This window comes from Bacillus sp. AFS017336 (genome assembly GCF_002555445.1).
In the GTDB taxonomy this organism is placed as follows: Bacteria; Bacillota; Bacilli; order Bacillales; family Bacillaceae_G; genus Gottfriedia.
Map to the genome: position 1 here is coordinate 18,356 of NZ_NUCO01000027.1, position 25,991 is coordinate 44,346.

The window sequence follows — 25,991 nt, forward strand, 5'->3', positions numbered from 1 at the left end:
GATGTGCGCATTTCATGGGTATAGACTATAGTGTGCAAGTATCGCAGCGTATAGGCAGAAACAGTATTAGTTTAAAGCAATGGTTTTCGCGGTGTCGCTGAATTTGAAGAAAGCGAGCGGCAAACCTCGTTGTTGAGGAACACAGACCCAACTCAATTTATAATTTTCATTAATAAATATTTGCATTCTGTAAAAATAGTATTATACCAAACCATGAGTTCCCTCAAATTCTACTTTAGATAGATCCAATTGAAACAAAGTGCAAAAGTAGAAAATTCTTTATATTTTTAAAAAAAAATCAACATTTTTTATCATTTTTCTCGGAATTTCCCCAAATTAAAAATCCAAGTGATACAAAGAGAAAAAGATAGAACATTCTACAAATTCTAACTTTTTTATTAAAAAATACCAAAATTTATGATCATTTTTGCCGGAATTCCCCCAATTTACTGTCTATATAAGCTCAAAGTATAATTTAATATGGCAATAAATTGCCTGAATATTATAAATAGTTTAAAAATAGTTGTTTTTGGGGGGAGAAGTGAATAGGGAAGTAAAGTATTTGCTCTATATACTAAGATATGAAAGGATATGAAGAATGTATGAGGCAACGTAAACAGAAGAGGATGATCATGTCAACAGTGCTTGCATCTTTTATGCTATTTAGCACTACGGCTCCGACGTTTGCTATGACAGGCAAAACAGCCGTAAATACAGGTAAATCTGGCGAAAAAATCATTAATAATATCTTAAATCAAGGGAAACAATTGCAGAACTCTACTGAAAAAGGTAGTAATAGTAACTTTGAACAGAATCAAGCGGAGCAATTGCAGAACTTATATTTGCAGAAGCTAAAGTTTGACCCAAAGATACTTGAAACATCAAAACAACTAGATTTAATTGTTCAATTTGACGTTGATCCGGCGCAGATCCAAAAGGTAAATCAAGAGAAAAATGATTCAACAGATGGTGTGAAAGCATTCTCCATTACTCAAGAAAGCACATCGGATGTCACTCTAGAAAGCGCTGAGAAAGCTGTCAATCAAACTCACAGCAATTTTAAGAGTTTCATAACAAATGAAACTAAAGCTTTGAAAGATTCTGCTGGGACTAATTCTATTAAATTAGGAAGAGAGTATACGCAAGTATTTAACGGGCTAGCTGTTAAAATACCAAGTAATGCCCTTAATGATATGTTAGCACTGCCATACGTAAAGAGCGCTTATCTTAACGTGAAATATGCACCAATTGTTGCTTCTCAGAAGGTTGAAGTTTCATCAAGCATTACAGGTGACGGCAAGGTTTCAGCAAAACAAACGAATCCAAATTTAGTGCCCGCTATTCGTTCAAATCGTGGTAAAGAAGAATCAACTAGCGGTACTTCCTATAGTCCTGCTAAATCGGGTGATTCAATCAAACCGCTTACTGTTCCTGTTACAACTCCAGGTCCAGAAGGCTCACAATCGGGTGAAACAGCAGTTCTCGATTGGATGAAAATTCACGATCTTCAAAATGAAAACATAACTGGTAATGGCGTAAAAGTTGGTGTAATTGACACAGGACTTGACTACAACCACCCAGACATTGCTGGTGAATACCAAGGTGGTAAAGATTTTGTAGACAATGACAACGACCCTATGGAAACGGTATATACTGACTGGTTGGCTGCGAAGAAAGCAAATGATGCTCTTCCGCCAGAACAGCAAGATCAAAGCTTCCCGACAGATTACCATGATTATATTACTTCCCATGGTACTCACGTTGCAGGTACAATTGCAGGTCAGTCACGTAACAACTCTCCATATGCTCTAAGAGGTGTTGCTCCTGAAGTGCAGTTATATGCTTATCGTGTATTAGGTCCTTACGGTGGTAGTGATGAGGCTGTTCTAGCTGGAATCGATCAATCATATAGAGATGGTTGTAAAGTGATTAACCTATCACTTGGTATGGAACTGAATGATTCGTTATCTGCAAATGCTGTTGCAATCAACAACGTTACTGACTTAGGCGTAACTGCTGTTATTGCTGCTGGAAACAGTGGTCCTAACGCTGGCACAGTTGGGACACCGGGTGCAGCTGCTAAGGCGATTACTGTCGGAGCTATCACATACCCACAACAAATTCCAACATTTAATATTCATTCATATGGTGGAACTGAACAAGAATCATACGCTATTACGAATACTCGTTTACTAGGACGAGATTTTACAGAATCAACTACTAAGCTTAGCGGTTCGACTAAGTACGACTTAGTTGATGCTGGATCAGGTACTCCTGCTTGGTACGATTATCTTCGTAACAAAAATATCAGTATTGTAGATAAAGTTGTACTTGTAAAGCGTGGTGCGGCATCTGTAAACCAACTGATGGCATACGCAGCTGAAGAACATGTTAAAGCCATGATTTTGTGGAATCCGAGCGATAACCCTGATCTCCTTGTTGATGATCAAGGCTATTATCCATTTTATATTGGTACATTAGGCGATTCAGTCTATACTTTGCAATTAAACATGCATGATGGAACGAACTTCTATAATGCTTTTAAAAGCGGTACGATTAAGAATATCTCTTTATCGAATGCTGGTAACTATATTATGGGCGGGAACACGCTAGCAAGCTTTAGCTCGACAGGACCAGTTACTGGGTCATTGGCTATCAAGCCTGACGTTGTTGCGCCAGGTGTCGATGTTTTCTCGTCAGCTCCTTATGATATTTGGGAACCAGATAACAAAGACTATTCGAATGCTTATCAAACGATGTCGGGTACTTCAATGGCAACGCCTCATGTTGCCGGTATGGCTGCATTGATTTTGGCGGCTCATCCGAATTATAAGCCTGAAGATGTTAAAGCAGCATTGATGGAAACTGCAGACCCAATTAGCACTCAGCAAAGTTTATTCCAAATTGGTTCTGGTAAAACAGATCCGTATCAAGCTGTGCATACAGATATGCTATTTAAGGTAAAAGACTTTATTCAATCACGTTCGTCAACTGATACGTCATCAACTTCTAATATTATTAGCGAAGAAAATACAACATCTTCATTTTCGTTTGGTTATACTGCACGTCAAGAAGATGGTACTGTATTGAAAACAGGCGACTTGTATATCACCAATAACGGTACTTCTGCTAAAACTTTCAACACAAATAGCGTTTTCTTTAAGGATACTTATTTGAAAACCGGACAAGATGGTGAAAAGGAAGGCGCTAAAATTAGTTTAAGTAATGCCACATCACCCGCAACGGAATTAACTTCGATTTCTGTTCCAGCAGGTGGCACGGTTCACCTTATCGCTAAATTCACTACGCCTGCTTCGGCAGCAAGTGGATTCTACGAAGCGTATATAAACTTTGCTAATTCAGCTAGTTCTACTGAGACCTATCGTATTCCTCTTGCAATTGACATTCAAAGTAGAGGTATAGAGTTCAGTGTTGAAAGAAAAGCATTCACACTAAACGGCGATAAGAACTTTAATCCTAATACTTTTGCAGTAGCTCCAATAGCCTATGCAGGGGTTAGAGTGAAAAGTCCGATTGACCCTTCTTATGGTTTAAGGCTTTATGTCATGGATATAACAGGCAGTAATTATATAGGTTTTATCTCTTCATATAGCGCTTATAGCTTTAATCTAGGAGATTTACAGCAGTTACCATTTATGATGAACGGATATTACTATCCTTATAGTGCTCCTATTTCAAAGGACGACCCTAATCTGACTACGAAGCTTACACAACAAATGTCATCGACAAAAGTAGCTGACGAAGGCGGTTACGTTATACAAGCTCGTGCAATTGACGCTTCTTCTGGAAAGCTTTATCAATTAAACAGCACAGTTTATGTTGATAACACTGCTCCGACGGTGAAAATGGATACAGGCAGTGAACCAGGTATTTACGAGATCGACACTAATGGTCCTGTTACAGACGGTGGGTTAAAATGGTTTTCTGGAAAAGCTTACGACTCAAACGTTGATTATATGAAGAATGTTGGACACGAAACAGCCGTTCCTAAACCACCAGTCTATGACACTGATACGAATGTGAGCCAATCATTAGGTAAAATTGACGGTATGCTAGGGGACTCAAACGATGATCCGTATGTCAATTACTTCCTTAATATGAATGGAGACGGAACATTTAAATTTGGTATATCGAAAGACGACTTAGTGAATTCTGATACTGACCCTTATAAAGAAAACTATGGGACGCAGTTCAGAATTTACCCTGAAGATTATTCTTATGCTGGAAATCTTGAAACTCAAGGGCAATTTTATTACTTTGTTAAAAAAGGCAACGAGTATGTAGTTAATAGATTTGCACGTCTTGATACACCAGGTTCGACAACGTTAAATGGGGTAGACCCTGCTTTTCTTGTTAACAAAACATTGGTCTCAAAAGGCGATAACTTTAAATCAACATTGTCCATTAAATATCCAAAAAATGTTGTAGGTGCTAAGTTCTATATCGACGAGCTTCCGTTTGCAGATATTACGAATATTGATTTTAGTCCACAATACAAAGCATTTTTAGCATCAAAAGGAATTACAGCAGATAAAAGTTGGATTCATAAAAGCTATGACATAAATGGTGATTTTATTTTCAATTTCAATCTCCCTGAAGGTGTTCAATCACAAGGTGTTTTGAATTCTTCAGATACAATGAGTGGCGGCATTGCACAGGAAATGCCAATACTTGATATTTCTTACAAAGTTACGAACGATGCTGGATACGATACATTATATCTTGTAGGATCGGCTCTTATCCCGGAAATCACAACCTACAGTGGTGGTAAGACCGAAATGGATCGTGTCCCAACTTTCCTTGACAAACAGCTTTACATTAAAGGAGCGGCAAATATCAGCGGTAGTATTAAACCTGAAGGATTTCAAAGCTATCCGACATCTAATATATACGGTAGATCAACACCGATAACAAATACTGGTTCAGGTGTCGATATTAGATTTGAAGATCCAAATACAGGAGGTATAACGTCTGTATTGCCAATAGCTCCAGACCCTAGTGTCGGCGCTTCAAGTATTAACCCAGGCATAAATCAAGTTGGTTTATTTACAACAGATCTGCCTATGCAAGCGGGCACTAAGCCATACAATTTTACAATGAAAATGCCGGGACATTTTACTTACCATGGAACATTAGATGTGAACTCAAAAGGACAATATAATTATGCAGCAGGAGGTAATTACGCAGTTCCTAATTTTATTATGCTTGCTGGTGATGTGAACGGCGATGATGTGATCGATATGAGAGACATCGAGGCAGAATCTACTGCATACAATGCATATGTTGCAACGTCCTCAACTTACACAAGAGCAGCGGATTTAAATTATGATGGTGTAATTGATTATAATGATTTTGGTTACATTATCAAAAACTTTGGCAAATATAATACAACTGCTTCTAACGCAGAAACTTTAGCAGGAAATATCGTATCAACTACGAGTGCAGAGATTAAGTTAACCGGATTTAATACAATACCAAAAGGTTCAGATTTAACTGCGTTTAACACAGTCGTTAAACCAGTACCATATATCAAAACAAGCGATGCTAATGCCTTCGTAAATTACGGTAAAGTAAATCCGTTTCAATTATTTTCGGTAGTTTATAAAACTCCTGACATTGTAACAGGTGCTTCTACAATTACGCAAATAGAAGATACTGATTATAGGGCTGCAATAGACGGCGCTGGTGGACAAATTCTAATTGATGGCGTTGACCGTAAAGCAGCTACGAATGTATATAATGGGGTTTCACAAAATTCGATTATTGAAAAAGTTGTTAATAACAAAGGACAATACGAATTTGATCCATCGTTATTCAAAAAATCTGGAGTGCACACAATTGTGTTTAAAGCTCCAGGTTATATGGATCGTTCAATGAAATTTAAAATGCAAGATGGTGTGGGTAATAGCTTTATCCCAATTGCACCGAATAATAGTCCAACAGTTGGAAAAGCATTAACATATAGTCGTGCAGATGGTACAGGCTCTACAGCTGCGCACTACCGTGATATTTGGCAGCCGAATATTACTTCAATAACTGTAACAGATCCAAACAATAATGTTGTTGCAACGTATAAGGGAAATGAACTTGCGGCGCTCTTTAACCAAGTGACACCGACAAATGCAACTACATTTAACTTTACAATCCCAGCAGGTGTTTTCTCGACACCTTCGCTAACGGTCGGAACATCGATTTACGATTGGAATATTTCTGTAGCAGCGGACAATTTCACTACGTATTCTTTTGCACAAAGAATTAGTGCTTTCCCGGGTCCGGCATTGACAGCCGAATCGAATCGATATTTTAATGATAGTAATTCAAATCCAATTTCGATTGCGGTTGGAGCTACAAACGATACACAAGCGTGGAGAGATGCGATTACAGCCGTGCAAGTTGGCAGTACTACCATTTCGAAAGCGGACTTTGCAAGTAAAAACATCACGATCGGTACACCTGGAACGCCTATACAAATTGATAAATCGCAATTTACAGCACCTGGAAGCATAACAATCAACGTGATCGCAACAAATTATCAAACTGCTACTGTTAATCAGCCGTTATACAAGCAAGGTATAGCGCTTACATCACCGTCAGGTACAATCTTTGCTGGAAAAGACCTAGTAATGACTTATACTCCTAGTACAGCAGCAGCTGATTGGATTTCTGCTTTGAAGACAAGTGGTAATATTAAATTTGGTGGAAATTCAATCAAAACTAGAGTTGTAATTGATGAAACAGCAGGAACGATTAAGATTCCTTATGATTTAGTAAGAACAGATGGTGGCGCTGCAGTTTCTAGGGATTTTATTGCCTCAGTTCCTGGATATGCTGACAATAGGGTATCTGTAACTGTTACACCTCAAACTGCACCTGCAATAACGCTTTCTGCGCCTACAGGTACTCCGCAGTTTGGTGACACCATTACTTACACAATTAACGGTGACGATAATCCGTTATGGAGAAGTTCAATTTTACTAGCAACAACATCAGATCTAACGATAGATAATGGCGATGTTACTATCCAATTTACATCAGCTACATCAGTAAAACCTTTTATAACTACATCTGTTATTAATGGTACTGGTGCAGTAACAATCGATGGATACGCAACACAGTCGAATACTGATCCAGGTAATAAGAACATAAAGTTCAAGTCGCCTTACTTTACACCTATTACAATTGCTCAACCATTTAATCAAAGAAAGGCTCCGACACTTCCTGTGACACCAAGTGGAGTTGGCAAGCCGGTAGTTATTACGATACAGAACAATGCTGAAAACATGAGATGGGCAACAGCTGCAAAGGCAGCTTCAGGTGATATTACGGTTGGTGGTGTATCGATTAAAGCAGATACAACAATATCGTCAAATGATAGCGATATTATTTTAACGATCCCTGGTACAGCATTTCCTGCGACAGGTAATTATGAGATTAAGTTTAACGCGTATTGCTATCCTGAAACGAAAATAACTCAAGTAGTTAAGAACAACGCACCAAAGTTTGCTTCAAAAATTGCTTATATTCAAGAAACGAAACCAATTACTACAAGTTACGCGCCGGATTCAGCATGGCTTGCATCAACACCAGTTGTTTCGATAAATGGCAAATTAGTTGATTCTAGTAAATTCAAGCTTTCAGCTACGGAGTTGACATTTGTTGACAGATCATTGTTCCCAGAACTAGGCGATTATAAGGTTACAATTTCAGCGCCTGGATATATCGATACAAAATTTGATATTTTCGTAAGTGACGAATTACAACATTTGATTACGGCAACAACGGACAGCAACGGTTCAATTGACCCAAGTGGCAGTGTTCCTGTGGATCACGGTAAAGATCAAACGTTTACGATAACACCGAATAAAGGTTATGAGATTGCTACGTTTAAGGTTGACGGTAAGGATGTAACAGTATCAAACAACACTTACACGTTGACAAACATAACGAGTAATCACACGATTGATGTGAAATTTAAACTAATTGTTCACACGATTACCGCAACTGCAGATGATCACGGTACGATTAGCCCAAGTGGAAAAGTAACAGTGATTGAGGAATCGGATCAAACGTTCACGATCACACCTGAAAGAGGATATGAAATCGCAACGATGAAAGTTGATGGTGTGGCTGTTTCGTCAACAAATAACACATATAAGTTTACTAACGTAACAAGTGATCATACGATTAACGTATCATTTAAGCAAATCCTTCACACAATCATGGTAACAGCGGGTGATCACGGTACGATTAGCCCGAGTGGAAGGGTTACAGTAAATGAGCTAACAGATCAAATGTTCATGATCACACCAGACATCGGATATGAAATTGCTACGTTGAAGGTTGACAATGTGGAAACAATGGCAACAAACAACATTTACACGTTAACGAACATCAAGGGTAATCATACGATTGACGTAACGTTTAAGAAAATCGTTCACACGATCACAGCAACAGCAGGAAGTAATGGTACGATTAGCCCAAGCGGCAGCGTACCTGTGAAACACGGAGAAGATCAAACGTTCACGATTACGCCGAAAAAAGGATATGAGATTGCTTCATTCGTAGTTGACGGTGTGAATGCCAAGTTAACAAAAAATACCTACACGTTCAGTAGCGTAACGAAGAATCATACAATCAATGTATCGTTCAAGCAAATCCTTCACACGATTACAGTAACTGCGGGTAAAAATGGTACAATTAGCCCAATCGGTAAGGTTTCAGTGGCTGACGGAACAAATAAAAAGTTCACGATTATACCGAAAAAAGGATATATGATTGATACGATCAAGGTAGATGGTGTGAATGTGAAGTTTACAGGCAATACCTACACTTTAACTAACGTAACGAAAAATCGTACAATCAATGTGACATTTAAGCAGAACGTTCATACGATTACTGTAACAGTGGGTAAAAACGGTACAATTAGCCCAGGTGGCAAAGTTACAGTGGCAGACGGAACAAATAAAACATTCAAAATTACAGCGAAAAAAGGTTATATAATCGCTACGTTGAAGGTTGACGGAGTGAATGTGAAGCTTAAATACAATGCCTATACATTTACGAACATAACAAAGAATCATACGATTTATGTAACGTTCAAGCGAAAATAGGTTCTGATAATAATGAAACAGTAGTTATTTCAGATGAAAATTTAATCGTGTTATAAAAGTGGGACTCTTCTTGAGTTACGCCAGGGATGTCTCAAAGGTCACTGTACTTTTGAGACATTCTTTTTTATTATAAAAATTACTCATATTATTGGATTCGGGCGAACTCTTTGTGAACTTTGCTTATAAAGTTGTGAACTCCGTTGATATACTGCTGAAACTGGTTGAAATATTTCTATATCTGGTTGATAAATTGTTTATACTGCTTGAAATCTCATTCAAACTAATAGCATAACAAAAAAAGTTTTTGAAACCGGGCAAAATATGATCACAATTCAAGAAAAAACATAAAGAAAATTCGCCGATTGGCGAGCCTTTAGGCGAAGACAGAGTCGTAGTTGCACTTATACTTAATCTTTAGAATTGGTATCTAAGTAGAGTAATCTTCCTGCTGCCAATTTATAATTTCTTAACGTACAAAAACCCGTAAGAAATCCTAATTTCCTTGAAGGTTTCCTTCATTTAATTTGAGACAGCCTCATTTTTTACATATTGATGTGGGTTAGAAGTTTTAGAAGTAATTTAGAATGTAGTTAGTGAAGAGAGGATGCATTGAAGTACTAATAATAGAAAAGTAATAGATTCATTTTAAAAGAAAACTAATAAATAGATTTTATTAGATGAACCTTTTTCACGAAAAATATTTTTTCTAATATTAATTTAACAGAATAAGGTGTTGGTTTTCTTATAGATTCGGGCATACATAAGAAAAAGTTCAATCCTAAGTAATAGAGGGTTCGGGCTATACGGGCTATCAAATGGAACATCTACAATCACGGTTGATGTAGTTCCTAAAGACGGTTTTAAAGTAACAATACTAGCTAATAAAGTAACGGTTTTTCAGCAAACTCAAATCATTAAACTTAGAATGATTTAAAAGCTATCGTTCCTATTAATTTTAGGGATTTGATAGCTTTTTACTCTCTAAACATAGAACTAGCATGCTAGTTAGTAGATTCGCTTTAGTAGTTAACTGAGTATGTTATTTAGAAAATGATTGAATATGACTTAGAGTTTTATTAGATAAATTGAGTGAAAAAAAATGGAATACACACGTTTACTTGATATTTTCATAAAAATCTTTAAAATTGCCCAAATGAAATATGTCAATTAAAGACAAAAAATCTAAAATATCGCTAATATAATAACTAAATCTACAGTAAAATACCTTATTAGGTAAATTTTTACAAGTAATTCGTTGTTTTTGTCGAAAATTGCCGGAATGAAAAGTTTTATTTTACCCCAATGTACGATTTTGTCGAACTCAAGTAAAATCATACTATATTTACTGTATTAAGAAAATTGTTAATACTTAAATATTTGGTTATGGTTTGAACATAGAATTTACAATTCATTGACTAATTAAGGAGGGGGTGTATGAAAATAAGAAAAAGATTTGCACATGGAATGACCTATGTTTCTCTCTTCGGTTTAGTAATGTCAAACATGTCGTTTGTACATGCCGAAGAAACGAAGCAATAGCTTCCGATTTCGATTAAAAAACGTAAGCCCGACCAGGATATTTTTTTCAGTCAGAAAGATGGCAATCCAAATGTACCAACTTTAACAAAAGAAGATATCGACAAACTCGATGAACAGGGTAAAAAGAGCATACTCGATTCAATTGAAAGAGAAAGAGAAAAAACAATTGCGAATACAATTAAGTTTACCTCAGATGAATTTAATCGATTAGATGAAGATGTATTATTTAGAATATAATATTCCCCAGATATTTATATTGATAAATATATTTCAACCTTAAGAAAAAAACAAGAATACATTATGTATTCTTGCTTTTACTTAAGTAACAAGTATTAATTTGGCCATTTCCAATGCTTTATCAGGTAAGTTTATTTTAGAATAATAGTTAAAAAGTTCTTTTTCAGATCGCTGAATTAAATAAGTGTAACCATACGTATTAAACATTGGTAATGCTTTGTTAGCTAAATATTTAAAGTACTCTTTTTCTTTCGATTTAAGTAAATAAAGGATTAGTCTAAAAAGATGAATATACAATAATTGATTAATTCGAATCGAAATAATTAATCCATCTTCAGCAAGTTGAATTAATACATCTTTTGGAATAAGTTCACCTTCAAAAGAGGTACGAATATATCCTTCTAAAGTAAGTAAATAAATAGGAGATTCTGGATCTTTTAGGGACATTGATTGCTTATAATGCAACCTAGCTTGATCATAGTTTTTTCTTCTGTAGTACTCATACGCTAAGTTATGAAGTAATTTGGCTTTTCGGTCAGGAGCATTGCATATATCACAGCTTTTGATTAAACTCTTAAAACGAGTAATAATTTCTTCATAATCACTACTTTCAGTAACTTGAATAATCATAATCATTTCAGCATCTATAACTCGAAGATAGTTATTAATATCTTTAAAATATTTATGCGATTTTTCTGCAAAATAGTAAGCCAAAACTGGAGATTGAATTGTATGGTAGGCCATCGCTAAGTGATAGTAATATTCTGGATTTTTATAATCCTCAATTTGGATTTGTTTTAGCGTTTGAATTGCTTTAATATGATCTTCACATTTTAAATAATAAATTCCTAAAACATGTTTTAATAGATTGGATTCATAATCTGTTAGTTCGTTCTCTAATTTTTGTATTTTCTTTATGATTTTCATCGCTTCACGAGTATTATTATGAATTAAAAAATATCTTACGCGAAGTAAATGATATAAGTGGATATAGTCTGAAATCGCGAGCAATTCTTCATGTTCTAATTCACAATTGATTTGTTCGATTTCTTCTGCGAATTGCATAATGATTGCATCATTCCACTCTGTTAAGCGGTGTTTAATATTGATTAATTTTTTTATTTCAACATCCATCTCTATTCCTAGTCTCTCGGATAATAAATTTATGATTTCATTATTAAATGTTGTTCGGTTACATTCGATCTTACTAATATGAGTAATGGAACAGATATCTTTTCCTAATTGTTCTTGTGTTAGTTTGAATTTTTCTCGATAAAACTTGAGTATTTTACCCTCATACATAACCAATTCCTCCCTTCAAGTTTGTTGAATTTTAGAGTAATTTATGTTGCAAACTATTTACTCTTTGGCGAATTTTGAATATTCTCATTTTGGTATGGGTAGAAAATTAATTAAATAGAGATTTTATAATACGTATTAATAAAATTTTACAATATACGATAAATTTAGTACATTTACAAAAATGGTAAACTGTATGAAGAAATACTTAACTGAAGTTTAGTTTTTAAACCGAAGAATAGTTATTGCTCTGCAGATTAAACTAACAATAGATTGCATCTTCATTTTTTCTTAACTAATATATAGGATAGTAGAAATGAGAAAAGCTGAATGCCGAGGTGAAAAGATGAATTTTGAACAAATGGAGTACATAATAACAATTGCAAATGAAATGTCTATTACAAAGGCAGCTGAAAAATTTTTTATATCTCCGTCAGGAATGAGTCAATCAATTACACAATTAGAAAATGAGCTTGGTATTAAAATATTTAATCGTTCTAAACATGGTGTAACTCAAACTTTAGAAGGGAAAATAGTTATTTCAAAAGCAAAGATATTACTAAAGACCATTAAAGATTTAAACAAAGAGATTGATATTTATAAAAGTAATAATAAATCACAATTAAAAATTCTAACGGCCCCTACTTTTTCTTATTCGATTCAAGAGCTATTGGTGAAATTTAATATGGATCATAAAAATATATCAATCGAAATAGTCGAGCAAAACCCAGCAGATATTATTCAAAATTTTAATAAGCATAATTATGACATTGCATTTATACCAGCAACAATTGAGGAACTAAAAAAAGCAAGTAATATTAAGTTCGAACATTTACATAGAGGTCACATATGTATTGCTGTTGGTAAAAAATCTCCGTTTTATTCTATGGACTATGTAGCCCCTAGAGATTTAATACATGCAAAAACAGTAGTGTATAAAAATTCTGACTATAGAAGGCTATTAAAAATTGCTAAAATGGATCCCAAAAATATAGTACTGAAATCAAATAGAAGTAGCCTACTATTTGAATTGGTTAAAGAAAGCCAAGCTATCTTTTATCTTCATGATTTTACGGCTAAAAATCGCCCAATGGTATTGAACGGAGATATTAAGATTGTGCCTTTAAAAGAAGAAAACTTCTTCGAAATAGATTTCTGGTTTATTTATTTAGAAATGAAAGGTTTAACACCGGAGGCAAGAGAATTTATCAAAGAATTAAAAAACAGCATTTAAAAGATAGGGATACAATCAATAAATTAAAAAAAATAGGAAAAAAAGACGTCAATTGAACGCTTTTTTTCCTATTAGTAGTTATCGTTCTTGTAAAGCTAAGATGATCAATCATATTCATCCACTTTATTATTTAAGTCAAAATATTTCTTTATGAAAAGTATGGTTATAACGACTATTGACACTCAACCTGTTAGAAACTTTACTTTATCATTGCACATAAATTGCACAGACATCGTTGACGGAACTAAAAATAGAATCCTATATAAAAGATCTATCAACCCATCATTGGAATGACTAGGTCTTGAATAAGCCCTTCAAGTATTTCAAATTCAACTTCCTCGATTAAATCCAACTTATCCTTATAATGATAATAAAAGGTTGTACGGTTAATATCTGCCTCATTAATTATTTCCTGGACGGTTCCACTTATGAATCCCTTACTAGAGGCCATTTTAAATAATGAATTTTTTATAAGAATTTTAGTTTTTTTGAATATGAGTTTATTTGTAAATCTCTTGTCCAAATCAATCCCAAATATTGTATAGTAGGAAAATATATTCTTAAAAATATAGAAGGACAAGCATATCAGATTGTAAATCACTGTTAATAATATTTGCTTTCGTGCCAAGGTTTTAAGCTAGTTATTCTTTATCTTTGAAAATAAAGGCTTCTACCCTGATTTAAAAGAATGGTTATTCACAGACTTAGTTAGAATGAAAAATTAAGTTGGTAGTCTTAGAATAAGTCTGGCTAAAAACAGACAAAAACAAAAAATTAGAAGCGTTTAGGTATGGTGAGTTGACAGTTTCGTACATATCAGTTGAATTATATTTTGAATCAGGATAATTAATCTTTTTTGAAATTCTACTTAAACCCGTAAACGAATAATATTTTATTAGTAGCTATTATATTTCAAGATGAGGTGATATCTTTGATTCAAAAATTACTACTTTCAATGGAGCAAATGATATACATAATTCAAAATGGATTACAAAAAACGAATTCACCTAAACATATTACGATTATAGGTGCAGGTATATCTGGTCTAGTTGCTTCTTCACTCCTAAAAGAAGCTGGGCATAGTGTTACCATTATCGAATCAAATAACAGAATAGGGGGGAGAATTTACACAAAAAGGGAACCTTTTATTAATAATCAATATATAGATCTTGGGGCAATGCGTATACCTTCATTTCACCATTTAGTTTTTGAATATATAAAAAAATTTAATTTGCAAGTTAATGAATTCATTAATAGCACCCCTCAGGATCTGATTTACATTAATAACGTATTAACAAATGAAAAAAATTATAATGCTAATCCAGACCAATTAAATTTTAAGGTCTCCTCAAGTGAAAAAGGAAAAACTGCATTAGAGTTACTATTATTAGGAGTTGGTCCAGTTATTGATTTTATTAATCAAGATCCAGTAAAGAATTGGGATATCGTTATTAAATTGTATGATCATTATTCAATGGCAAACTTTTTAAAATATAACCCTGTTGGTGTATCACTATCAACTGAAGCAGTTAATCTAATTGAAACGTTTGTTGGATTAGAAGGATTTTCTGAACTTGCATTTACAGCCATATTAAGGGAAGTTTTAATCCTAATAACAAAAGATCTAAAACTTTATGAAATTTCAGGTGGGACTGATCATCTTATTAATGGATTTTTACCACAACTTAAAGACGATATTATTACAAATCAAAGAGTAAAAAAAATTATACAACAAGAATCAAACGTAACAATTTATACTGAAAATCAAATACTAAATACTGAGCATCAACTGTCTAGCGACTTTGTGATTTCAACAATTCCTTTTTCTTTATTGAATTTTGTAGATTTACTTCCATTTGAGTCAATTTCATATGATAAAAGGAAAGTTATTAGGAAGATACATTATGCAAATTCAACTAAAATAGCTCTTCAATTTAAAACGAGATTTTGGGAAAAATATGGAATAAATGGTGGGAAATTAACTACTGATCTACCAATTAAGTTTTCATATTTTCCAAGTCATGGACCCGGGGCATCTGTTGATACAGGGATTATGTTAGCAAGCTACACATGGGAAGATGATTCAAGTATATGGAACAATATGACACAAGCAGAACGTATTAAAATTGCTTTGAATGATCTTTCATTTATATTTGGAAATGAAGTGTTTACGGAGTTTTTAATAGGTTACTCACATGATTGGAATGAATTTCCTTATTCCGGAGGAGCATTTGTCATGTTTAAACCAGATCAGATAAAAGAATTAGGTCAATTTATTAGTACGCCAGAAGGAAGAATTCATTTCGCTGGATCTCATTCATCAACTACACCAGGCTGGATGCAAGGTGCAATTGAAGCAGGAATTAGAACCGCGTATGAAGTTAATAGTAGATAAGTTAAATTTTATTGATTTCATTAATGAACCTAAAGCATACATTAGCTGAAGTTTAATTACACTTCCTTAAGGAGTCGGCGATCAGTGTTCCAGAGGGAAAAAAAAGCCCTAAAGTATACAAAGCTACTTTAGGGTTATTTGATATTAACTAGTAAAACGAGACTTTTCCATTTATCTATCCTATCATTATTTTAAAGAATATAAATGGTATGAATGATTCAAATCAAACACTTTTACTTACCAACTTTTTACCCCTAAGCTTCCTTCGTATTAGAACTATTATAAGTAGTATAACGGGAATTATTATTTGAAGTGGTAACTGTAATAAAATGGGTACTATTTCTGCGGTCTTTATACGCTGTTCTATATAGTTCGGCGCTAACCATAATGAACAAATTAACACTATTATTGCAATAGGATAGATTAAATCACTACTCCTCTTCACTCCAAATAAGTCGGCTGATCCTGAAACAGCACAATATAAATAAACCGTAATTTTTATGAAGAAATTATATACTGTAAGAATTACAAGAAAAGTATCCAATTTTTGAATTGAATCTGCAATATTAATATAACTAACAGACGTAAGAAATGGATAGATAGTTCTTTCTATTTCTGAAACGCCCAATATTGAAATATTTAATATTGAAAGCATAGTTACTATAACTCCATACATTAATAGAGATGATATTCCTATTTTTGCTTTCTTTTGATTATTTAAATACGGCAAAATCATAGTAAATATAAATATTTCTCCAAAGGGGTTTGAAACTAATAAAGGAGTTGCTTTTAATACTGGTTCCCAACCATTTTCTAAAACAGGCCTTAAATTATTAAAGTTAATAATATTAGAAATCATCTCTAATCCAATAAAAAGTAAAATAAAAAATATTGAAACAAAAAACATAAATTCATTTGCACGTGCAAATGTTTCAAAGCCTTTATAAAGAGCGTACATAATTAAGAAAACCATTAATATGCCTATTGAAATAAGTGATGAACTGCTATATAAAGACACTACTAGTAAATCTTCGCAATTACGTAGAACCAGAGCAGCATAGTAAATAAAATATACTATATAAATTAATGCTAATACTTTGCCAACGTATTTACCTAAAATATGTTGTATATATTTTGTAAAGGGTATTTCTGGGAAAAATGAATTTAACTTAAGAATCACATAAAATAACAGACAACCAATAACAAGTCCCATAATTAAACTGATCCAAGTATCTTGCTTAGCTCTTTTATAGATTTCAATTGGTATTGGAGCACCTAACTCAAACATAAAAATCATACAAAGTAATTGAAAGCCACTTATTTTTATTTTACGATTCATTTTAGTTCGTTCCTTCTTAGGACTTCTATTGCCTAGCTTTAATGGCATGTCCCTATTTTTACCATATAATTTCAAATTTATAATTATAGACAAAAATAACATTGAGGATTGAAAATGGGAAAGTAAAGGAATCAGCTAGTAGTGAGGAATATTGATTTAGTTATTTCTAAAACCGAAAGTACTTTCGATACGGTTTAAGTAAATGGAGGAATGGTTATAATTACGAGAAGGCTCTAGCTCTTGTGTAGATTAAGAGTTGTTTTTTTAAAAACTTAGTTGTCAATAATTTTCTTCACTTCCAGTCGAAATCAAAAAATAAAAGAGCTTATGGCCGTAGATAAAAACGGTTTTATAGCTCTTTTATTTGTATTCCGAATGAAATTCATTTCTTTGTTGAATGTAACTAATTCGAATTAATAATCTTTATATCAAACTTCGGTTCAATTGTTACTCGCGGATAATCATTCCGCCAATTCAAGGACTTCCAAACCTGTGGATGGAATGCTTTTAATTGCTTTCCAATTCCAAGAACGTCAGAATTTGCTGATTGCATAGTCTTAATAGTCTCCATTGCCATTTCTTCAAACTGTTTATTTAGTTTTTTTTCCATTTGAATATAATCAGGTTTTAACTTATGACCTTCTTCGCCAAGTTCGAATACACTAACTTGCATTTTGGTTCGTATGTTGATTTTAGGTAATTTATTTGAATCTTTGGAAACGGTGATTTTTGAAAACTGTCTTTTGATCGTAAACCCATAATTGTTTTTGTTCACTCTTTCGGATGATGTTTGTTCACCATTTCTTTTCGATAAATTTCCAGTAAACCTTTGTCTACCTGTATTTCCCCCCTGCAATAACATCAAAATTTTAACTTGATCTTTGTCAAGTTTTTTCCCAGTGGGTGTACCATTTCGGAATAATAGGGCACCATCTAACCCTAAGTCAGAATTTATTGGTTTTAACATAGGTAATGCTAAATCACATAGCGGTTCATTTTGAGATTGTATAAAATTCATCATGGAAACTGTTGGTATGGTTCTATTTTTCTCCATGGAGACAATAAACTCATTTAAATCTTTTGTGAACTCATTTTTTAATTCGGGAGTAGTTTCAAATACTTTAGAAATATCCCCGTCAATAACTACTAAAGGAGTGTTTATAGATGAATAGGGCGCACCGAGTAAAAAATCAAGCTCTGAAACAGGGTCATCTAAAGCGAAACTTTTGCTTATTAAATAGACTCTCGTGCTAATTCCTATGAAAGGAGATTGATCAGTGAACTCCCATTGCCCAATTGCTTCTGCTAAACTTGGTCCTTTAAGTTCCTTCATAACAGAAATTGGCTCCCCGGTACCTTGTCCAGTGTTTTTGAAACTTGTAATGAGAAAAAAAGCCTCAACTTCACCAGTTTTATCGTTCAAGTCAAAAGCATTCACGTCAACTAAATGAAGCTTTTTTAAGTCCAATCGATCCCAACATCCGGTCAATAGTGGCAATAGCAATATTAAAATAATGGCTTTTTTCATATTCTCGCCACCTTTTCTCGTACAATGGAAATTAGTAGTATTAATGTCGGCACTCCTAAAATAATAATCGCCGTTGAAGTATTATGATACTCGGAAAATTGAGAAATCAAATGTCGGTCAGAGAAAAAAATTCCGGCTACGAAACAAATAATTGCTATTATCCATACTAAAAGGGTATGGTTACGGATTTCTTTTCTACCGAGAAATGCTAAATAACGGGCGGACAAAAACAAGTAAACAAAAGCTGTTACTAAACTCACGGACAGCCAAATCGTAAGAAAAAGAATATCTAGACTTTGAACGACTGGCCATCTGAATTTACGTAGAATAAAGACCATTGGCTCGGGAATGAATTTTAGTTGATGTTCGCTAAAGTTGTACGTTACAATGACCGATATAAACAAGTAAAATAAAGTCGTAATTCCATTGGCGACTGACATGGCAATCAAAATATCTTTCTTATTTTTACATTTTACGAATGGAAATACGTACAGTAGAAGTTCATATCCAGCAAACGCCCAAAAGGCAGGGATCGCACCCTTAATAATTGGAGCAATCCCATGGTTACCAATTGGGAAAAAATGACGCCAGTCGCCTTGTCCCATACCACTAATAAAAATAATTACAAAGCAGATCAGAAACATACCCATTATGGACCGTGTAATTGTAGAGATTGACCGTAGTGTTGATGAAGCGATATAAGTTGTGATTATGAACAATAAACCGATTAGAACGAACCAAGGTGTTTCAAATAACAACCATCGGTTAATGACATCAGTATAAGAAACTATAACCATTAAACAAGATTCTGCACAGTATGCCGCTAATATTAAGTTTATTATCGATCCTAACGGCTTTCCAACGATGGACGATATGTATTGTTGTAACGGACGATCTGGGTAACTTTTTCCAAGTTGATAAATGATCAGGATAGAAATTTGAGCAATTGCTCCTCCAATAATTATGGACATCCAAGAGTCATAGCCTGCTATTTGAGACATTTTGTAAGGTATAGATAAAACACTTACACCTACTTGTGTCAGAATAACGAGGCAGATGAGCTGATTTATCGAAATTTTTTTGATTTGAATCATTCAGTCTTTCCCCCTTGGATTACTTATTCTGGTCTCATCTTTAGCCAAGCTTTCCATTGGTCGTTTTTTCAAGCTCTTGATTGGAAATCTGAAAAGCGTATCCTTAATCGTATCGGCACTAAACCAATTGTAAAAATACGGAATGCCTATCGTATTTAAGCGGGCTAAGTGTGTCAAAACCAACAGAACTGAAACTTCCAAACCGATTAAACCGAAAATTGCTGCCATGAAGATAAAAGGATACGCTAACAAACGAGCAGTATTACTCATTTCATACGAAGGTATATTAAATGAAGCAATAGCTGTAAGCGCTATTATGATAACCATCATGTTTGAAATGAGATTGGACTGAACCACGACAGTACCGATCACGATACCACCTACGACACCAATCGTCTGACCAATTGGATTTGGTAAACGAACAGTTGCCTCTTTTAAAACTTCAAGTATGGCTAGCATTATTATCGCTTCTAGAATTGGTGGCATAGAAACGAATTGCATAGAACTTTGTAATGTCATTGCAAAATCTAACGGGAGAACTCGAGGATCGAATGTAACGAGTGCAACATAAGTTCCAGGCAAAATAATCGCAATAAAAAAACACATAAGTCGCAAGAATCTTAAGACGCTGCCGAATAACCAGCCAGCTTGGTAATCATCTGGACTTTGAAAAAATGACCAGAAAGATACTGGAACGATTACACAATCTGACGCACCATCGACTAAAAATGCAATTTTCCCATCCATTAAATAAGACATTACTCGGTCTGGCCTCTCGGATACAAGCATTTTCGGAAATAAAGAGAACTTTTTATCTTGAATCAATTCTTGAAAAAAACCAGGCGCTTCAATGTAATCGATATCAATATTAGTAATCCTACGTTCAAATTCTTGTAAAACAACTTCGTTAGCGAGGGATTGTAAATATAGTATAGCTACTTTTGTATTCGACCTACGTCCAATTTTATAGTACTTTACGACAAGGTCCGGGGTAGCAACTAGGTTACGAATTAAATTGAGATTCGTATTCAGGTTTTCATTTAAAGCTTTGTGAGATCCACGTAGAACACGTTCATTCAAAGGAATGTTTACTGAACGTTCTTTAACTAGCTCGGTTCGTAGTAAATAAAGTTTTGATTCGCCTTCGATTTGGACAACCGTTTTACCTTCAATCAAACCATTTGATGCAACAGAAAGAAGGTCCGTTTCACTGTAATCGAGAATCGAGACTGCTTCGTGTACACTGACATTAGTGTTATTAAGCAAAGGACGGATAATATGTTCTTGAACAATTGCATACTCTATCATTGTATCTAAATAAAATAAACGATATATCCGATTACCGGTTTCGAAATTGCTTGATTTGAAGTCAGAACTATTAAATAGCAATTCCCGAAGCAATTTCTCATTTTTATCTAAATTTCGGTCAGCTATCATTTAAGTTTCCTCTTTTCTCCAAATAGTAATTTTATCCTATTTTTCCCTTAATACCCATAACTATTCTGTCCATAAAAGATGTAAATACTTTACTGCTTAACCGAACAATGGAAAGTATTATTGAACGTTTTTTACAAAGTACTAATTTTTAACACTTCGTCACAAAATCTTTCCGATTGCAAAAATTGCATCTCCGTTACTATTATTAGGTGGATTCTTACTGCAAGCTTTCTCTCTAATTGGAGTAGGGATCTTATTGTTTTCAATAGCAGTAGCAATTCAGCTTATTACTTTGCCAGTTGAATATAATGCTAGTTCTAGAGCTGAAAAGTTCATGTTAGCTTAAGGCATTATTCATGATACTGATTTAAAAGGTGTAAACAAAGTATTAGGCGCAGCAGCACTTACTTATTTAGCAGCAACTGATATCAGTATTAGAATTGATGATTTTTGATTTTTTTCTAGGGACAAACTGAAGAGAATAATTAGGGATAAGAATAATAGGAAAAGAACCTTCACAAATGAAGACTGCACCAGGTCATTTTACGGTGTATAAGTCGTTTGTGCTATCAGATGACGTTCGTGGTGATTTAATCGGAAAATTAAGAACTTTTTCCACTCAACCTAAAGCTGGAGATTCGAATAAAGATAATGTCATTGATATTTTAGATGCATTAAATATCCAAACATATTGGTGCACGAATAAAACAGGTTCTGATTTGAACTTCGATGGAGTTGTAAATAAAAAGGATATGGACTATGTAGTTAAAAACTACGGTTTACAAAATAGTACTGTTCCAAATCCACCTAAGGCTAAGACAGCTTATAAAGGTGTAACACTTGACGATGTTTTAACTCAATTAGGATTAAAGTAAAATAAAAGTAAGAGAAGNNCTTCTCTTACTTTTATTTTATAGTAGTTTTAGTATGTGAGCTTAGAACTAGATAATATTTAAAAAAGATAGTAAAGGCAGTATATCAACTGCCTTCACTATCTTTTTCATTACTTATTCCTCAACTTGAGACTCTTTTCCAATTGAACCAGTACTTAATATTGTAACAATAATCTTTGGTTGGATTTTAATAGTGGGATATACTTTTTCCCAATCTAGTTTTTTCCATTTTTCTGAATCATGTTCTTTTAAATATTGACCTATACCTAATGTATCGCTATTAGCAAGTTGGATTTCCTTGATAACCTCTTGAGCTCTTTTATTTAAATCTTTTTTGATAATAGACCAAATTTCATCTTCCTTTAACATTTTAATTGATGTAATTTCGTTTATTCTTACATTTACATTTATTTTTAAGTTCACTTTTATTTTATCTTTAGAAGTAGAAACAGATAATTTTCTTTTTGGTCGAATAATTTCATAAGACATCGTATTGTAAGGTTCTTTATATTTTGCAGGAAGTTTCGTAATAAAATTGCCAGTAGTTCCGTATTTCCCCATCATCATTAGAAGAAGTGGAGATTGATCAGAAGAGATAAAATGACCAGAATAGCGAGCATTATGCATTAAGCCTGCACCTATAACTTTTACACGATCTTTTAGCGTAATATCTACTACAGGTAAAGTAAAGTCAACTCCTTTTTCGGAAGCAGCTGTGAAAATATTAAATAGCTCCATTTTTTGAGTAACTGAAGTTGCTTCGGCGTTAACAATTGTATCCTTTAACATAAATGATAAAGGTTTAGTTCCAAGCGTTTTTAATTCTAAAACGTTTTTAGCAGGCTGTTTATTTGTTATTGCGACTGAAACATTTAGACTTGAAAACGTTCTTCGTCTAAAAGTACTTAAAAGATGAATAAAATTTGTTTTCGAGAAATCTTCACCTAACAATAAAATTCTAGTTTTCGATGTCGTAATATCTCCAGGTAAAAATGATTGTATTTCCATCCCGGCTTGAGACACTGAATCCTTTTTAGAAGTAACGGATTCATTTTGGAAATCGAAAACGCCAGCCCCTTTACCGATAATATCCAGAATTAGTGCATTGACCTCAACTTTTTTATCTTTATCTAAATCAAAACTAATCCCATTTACCAATGATTTATCATTAATTGATCTTGAATCCCAACAGCCTGTAGCTAATAAAAGAAGTGGAAATAGACAAAAAATTTTAATTGATTTTCGAATCAATTTATTAGCCCCCTAACTTTATTAATTAGGAACAATAGAAATGGAATAATGATAATAAAAATGGGGTCCAAATAACTTCCGAAATTAACGAGCGTTTCTCTTTTTATTACATGCAATGAGATCAATGGATAAAATGAAAATATTAATAAAATAATGAAAAATAAAATACTTTGCCTATTTTTTACAATTGAAGATAAACGCTTATGAACATCCTTACTAACAATATAAATATAGTTCACTACTGTTGCACAAATGACAATTGTCCAAAAACTTAAAAATATTGTATCTAGACTTTCGATCATTTTTGAGTGATATGTTTTAAAAATATAAAGGATTGGATCTATAATATAACTATTTTCTTTATTACTTAATCTGATATAAGACGTGAAAATGACAAAAGTATATAATAATGTAGTAAAGATATTTGCGAAAGTTAAAGTAAGTAATTTCTTTTTTGTATCTTGAAAACTTGGCGATAAAAATAAAAAGATTTCGAATCCTAGCATTTGAATAAAAGACGAATATGCACCAGAGCCGATCTTTTTAATTGGCGATTGACCAATAGGTAATATTCTGCCAATATGTACGTTACCATACGCAGATAATAGGAAAAAGATAAATAGAATAAAGATAAATGTACATAGTACGTATGTTCTTGCAATTGTTTGAATGTCCCCTTTTGCGACAATGTACGCTGTTAGCAAAAATAAAATCAGAATAAGCCAAGAAGGACTTCTGGGAAAAATCCAAATCGTAATAATATCAGAAAATCTTAATGATATTATGAGCACAACATACAAAAAATAAATGAAATAGCTAATATTTATACATGTTCCAATAAATGGGTTCGTTATTATTTTTGTATAGTCAGTAAAGCTTTTGTTTGGAAATTTTTTATATAAACCATAATAAAGAAGTAATAAAATTTGAATGATCACACCACCAATAAGGGACGAAATCCATCCATCGTGGCCAGCCGTTTTATAAATATTATAAGGGTAGCTTGTAATGGCAACACCAAATTGTGTAAATATAATTAAATAGAATAGGTGCTTATTATTAATCATGATGATTTCCCCTTCCTACTTTTTAGAAGAGGAAATTCGGAGAAACCTGGATTTTCTACATATCGATAACTAAATGCTCTTATTTTTGATAGGTGGGCTAAAATCATAAAGATCCCCAAGCTAATACCAATAAAACCAAAAATTGATGAAAGGACTAACAGAGGTAATCCCATTATTCTTGAGGCAACAGACATTTCCTTTGAAGGAAGTGAAAAAGATGCAATGGCAGTCACTGCAATCACAACAACCATTGAGTTTGAGATTAAATTCGTTTGTACAATAGATGTTCCAATAACAATTGCTCCAACTGTACCAATTGTTGACCCAATAGGATTTGGAAGCCTTAAAGCTGCTTCCTTCAGTAGCTCCAATATAATGATCATCGAAAAAGCTTCGATTAAAGGTGGAAGTGGCACATTTTCAATTGATAGTTTTAAAGTATAAAAAATAGAAACAGGTAAAATATTCGAATGATAAGTTGTAACAGCAATATAGATTGAAGGCAATAATACTGCTATCCAAAATGCGAATATTCTTAAGCAATAAAAAAATATCCCAAAAAGCCATCGGAAATTAAAATCGTCTACACTACGAAAATAACCATAAATATCATAAGGAAATAATAATGCGCTTGGGTCGTTATCGAGCATGATTGCAGGTTTACCTGATAATAAATGACGAACTGTACGGTCAGGTCTTTCTGTGAACATTACTTGTGGAAATGGAGAAGAGGGATACTCTTCTATAATATTTTGTATATGTACAGACTCAATCATTCGCTCAGGTTCAACTTTTCCACTTGACTCTAGCTCTTTTATTTTTTGTTCAATCGTCTGAAGCATTGATTGTGGAGTCAGATCATTTAAATAAAAAATGGAAAGTGACACAGGATATTTTTTACCAATCGTCATATTTTTGATGATTAATTCTTTAGTACGTAATCTTTTTCGAATTAAAGTTGAGTTGATTTTAAGACTTTCAACAAAACTGTCATGAGAACCTAATGTTATGGTTTCAGAAACTGTTTCTGTTATTGAACGATCACTATTATTACTAGGTGCAGAGTAGGACTTTGCTTTACTTTTATTGTTATTGTTAAATACAATGACATTTCCAGATAAAATTGCTTGTATACATTCATCAAGTGTATATACATCATTAGAGTCTAATATAGTTGTGATTATTCGATCTGAATGATCTTTTGAAACAACCTGTTCTAATATATGAGTCTGAATAACTTCTGAATCAATCATTGTGTCTAAATAACATAAATGAAGAGTCACTTCACCAATTGAATAGTTTTTATATTTAAAATCTGAGCTAAATTGAAAAGCGCTTTTTACTTCTTCTAGCATGGAGGTTTTTTCATTTACTTCCATAATATCCAACTCCTTAAAAAACACCGCAATGAATATAGATATTATTACCAAAGTGTGAATTGGATATGTATGGAAATTAGACCTGAAACCAACAAAGTACTTATTGAAGAGACTGAACTAGGGGTGTGGTAAATTAGAATGAATTTTCTGATCTTTTCGTTATATAAT

13 protein-coding genes and 1 pseudogene are annotated in these 25,991 nt (G+C 33.4%); 5 read left to right on the forward strand and 9 right to left on the reverse strand.

Annotation, left to right across the window (positions count from 1 at the left end; translation table 11 throughout):
• The first annotated feature begins 632 nt into the window (after nt 1–632).
• Complete coding sequence (locus CN601_RS16750) at nt 633–9,131, forward strand: S8 family serine peptidase (RefSeq protein ID WP_179865586.1); 8,499 nt, start codon at nt 633–635, stop codon at nt 9,129–9,131.
• A 1,857-nt stretch (nt 9,132–10,988) separates the two neighbouring features.
• Here CN601_RS16750 and CN601_RS16755 read toward each other — a convergent pair.
• Entirely contained in the window at nt 10,989–12,209 is a 1,221-nt protein-coding gene (locus CN601_RS16755) for a helix-turn-helix domain-containing protein (RefSeq protein ID WP_098171720.1), read from the reverse strand.
• A 313-nt stretch (nt 12,210–12,522) separates the two neighbouring features.
• Between CN601_RS16755 and CN601_RS16760 the strand changes: the two genes are divergently transcribed.
• The gene (locus CN601_RS16760) at nt 12,523–13,440 is read left to right on the forward strand and encodes a LysR family transcriptional regulator (RefSeq protein ID WP_098171721.1); all 918 of its coding nucleotides are present in this window, start codon (nt 12,523–12,525) and stop codon (nt 13,438–13,440) included.
• A gap of 274 nt (nt 13,441–13,714) precedes the next feature.
• Here CN601_RS16760 and CN601_RS28025 read toward each other — a convergent pair whose 3' ends face one another.
• A complete protein-coding gene (locus CN601_RS28025) occupies nt 13,715–13,891 on the reverse strand; it encodes a TetR/AcrR family transcriptional regulator (protein ID WP_373604986.1) in 177 nt (58 codons plus the stop codon).
• 480 nt (nt 13,892–14,371) lie between these two features.
• On the opposite strand from CN601_RS28025, the gene CN601_RS16770 reads away from it, so the two are divergent.
• Nucleotides 14,372–15,835 (forward strand): flavin monoamine oxidase family protein, encoded by a 1,464-nt coding sequence (locus CN601_RS16770; protein WP_306659830.1) that lies wholly within the window; start codon nt 14,372–14,374, stop codon nt 15,833–15,835.
• Between the two features lie 223 nt (nt 15,836–16,058).
• Here CN601_RS16770 and CN601_RS16775 read toward each other — a convergent pair whose 3' ends face one another.
• From CN601_RS16775 to CN601_RS16790, 4 genes are all read right to left on the reverse strand, one after another.
• Entirely contained in the window at nt 16,059–17,174 is a 1,116-nt protein-coding gene (locus CN601_RS16775) for a GerAB/ArcD/ProY family transporter (protein ID WP_179865587.1), read from the reverse strand.
• A gap of 403 nt (nt 17,175–17,577) precedes the next feature.
• Complete coding sequence (locus CN601_RS16780; protein WP_098171724.1) at nt 17,578–18,702, reverse strand: Ger(x)C family spore germination protein; 1,125 nt, start codon at nt 18,700–18,702, stop codon at nt 17,578–17,580.
• Nucleotides 18,699–19,796: a GerAB/ArcD/ProY family transporter gene (locus CN601_RS16785; RefSeq protein WP_098171725.1), complete on the reverse strand. Its 1,098-nt coding sequence runs from the start codon at nt 19,794–19,796 to the stop codon at nt 18,699–18,701. The genes CN601_RS16780 and CN601_RS16785 overlap by 4 nt, the downstream gene beginning before the upstream one ends.
• Nucleotides 19,797–21,233 (reverse strand): spore germination protein, encoded by a 1,437-nt coding sequence (locus CN601_RS16790; protein ID WP_098171726.1) that lies wholly within the window; start codon nt 21,231–21,233, stop codon nt 19,797–19,799.
• Between the two features lie 148 nt (nt 21,234–21,381).
• On the opposite strand from CN601_RS16790, the pseudogene CN601_RS16795 reads away from it, so the two are divergent.
• Together CN601_RS16795 and CN601_RS16800 are read left to right on the forward strand one after the other, a co-directional pair.
• Nucleotides 21,382–21,687, forward strand: a pseudogene (locus tag CN601_RS16795) (zinc metallopeptidase); the annotation flags it as partial.
• A gap of 67 nt (nt 21,688–21,754) precedes the next feature.
• Nucleotides 21,755–22,108 (forward strand): dockerin type I domain-containing protein, encoded by a 354-nt coding sequence (locus CN601_RS16800; protein WP_098171727.1) that lies wholly within the window; start codon nt 21,755–21,757, stop codon nt 22,106–22,108.
• Nucleotides 22,109–22,240: 132 nt separating this feature from the next.
• Here the strand turns inward: CN601_RS16800 and CN601_RS16805 are convergent, their stop codons facing one another.
• From CN601_RS16805 to CN601_RS16815, 3 genes are read right to left on the reverse strand one after another with little or no spacing between them, the layout of a single operon-like run.
• A complete protein-coding gene (locus CN601_RS16805; protein ID WP_098171728.1) occupies nt 22,241–23,377 on the reverse strand; it encodes a Ger(x)C family spore germination protein in 1,137 nt (378 codons plus the stop codon).
• Complete coding sequence (locus tag CN601_RS16810) at nt 23,374–24,444, reverse strand: GerAB/ArcD/ProY family transporter (RefSeq protein WP_098171729.1); 1,071 nt, start codon at nt 24,442–24,444, stop codon at nt 23,374–23,376. The genes CN601_RS16805 and CN601_RS16810 overlap by 4 nt, the downstream gene beginning before the upstream one ends.
• Entirely contained in the window at nt 24,441–25,823 is a 1,383-nt protein-coding gene (locus CN601_RS16815) for a spore germination protein (protein WP_098171730.1), read from the reverse strand. Before CN601_RS16815 ends, CN601_RS16810 begins: the two co-directional genes overlap by 4 nt.
• Nucleotides 25,824–25,991 lie beyond the last annotated feature (168 nt).

Coding starts and splice junctions, on each gene's coding strand:
- CN601_RS16750 (WP_179865586.1), top strand. CDS start 633: ATGTCAACAGTGCTTGCATCTTTTATGCTATTTAGCACTACGGCTCCG.
- CN601_RS16755 (WP_098171720.1), bottom strand. CDS start 12,209: ATGTATGAGGGTAAAATACTCAAGTTTTATCGAGAAAAATTCAAACTA.
- CN601_RS16760 (WP_098171721.1), top strand. CDS start 12,523: ATGAGAAAAGCTGAATGCCGAGGTGAAAAGATGAATTTTGAACAAATG.
- CN601_RS28025 (WP_373604986.1), bottom strand. CDS start 13,891: ATGGCCTCTAGTAAGGGATTCATAAGTGGAACCGTCCAGGAAATAATT.
- CN601_RS16775 (WP_179865587.1), bottom strand. CDS start 17,174: ATGAATCGTAAAATAAAAATAAGTGGCTTTCAATTACTTTGTATGATT.
- CN601_RS16780 (WP_098171724.1), bottom strand. CDS start 18,702: ATGAAAAAAGCCATTATTTTAATATTGCTATTGCCACTATTGACCGGA.
- CN601_RS16785 (WP_098171725.1), bottom strand. CDS start 19,796: ATGATTCAAATCAAAAAAATTTCGATAAATCAGCTCATCTGCCTCGTT.
- CN601_RS16790 (WP_098171726.1), bottom strand. CDS start 21,233: ATGATAGCTGACCGAAATTTAGATAAAAATGAGAAATTGCTTCGGGAA.
- CN601_RS16800 (WP_098171727.1), top strand. CDS start 21,755: ATGAAGACTGCACCAGGTCATTTTACGGTGTATAAGTCGTTTGTGCTA.
- CN601_RS16810 (WP_098171729.1), bottom strand. CDS start 24,444: ATGATTAATAATAAGCACCTATTCTATTTAATTATATTTACACAATTT.
- CN601_RS16815 (WP_098171730.1), bottom strand. CDS start 25,823: ATGGAAGTAAATGAAAAAACCTCCATGCTAGAAGAAGTAAAAAGCGCT.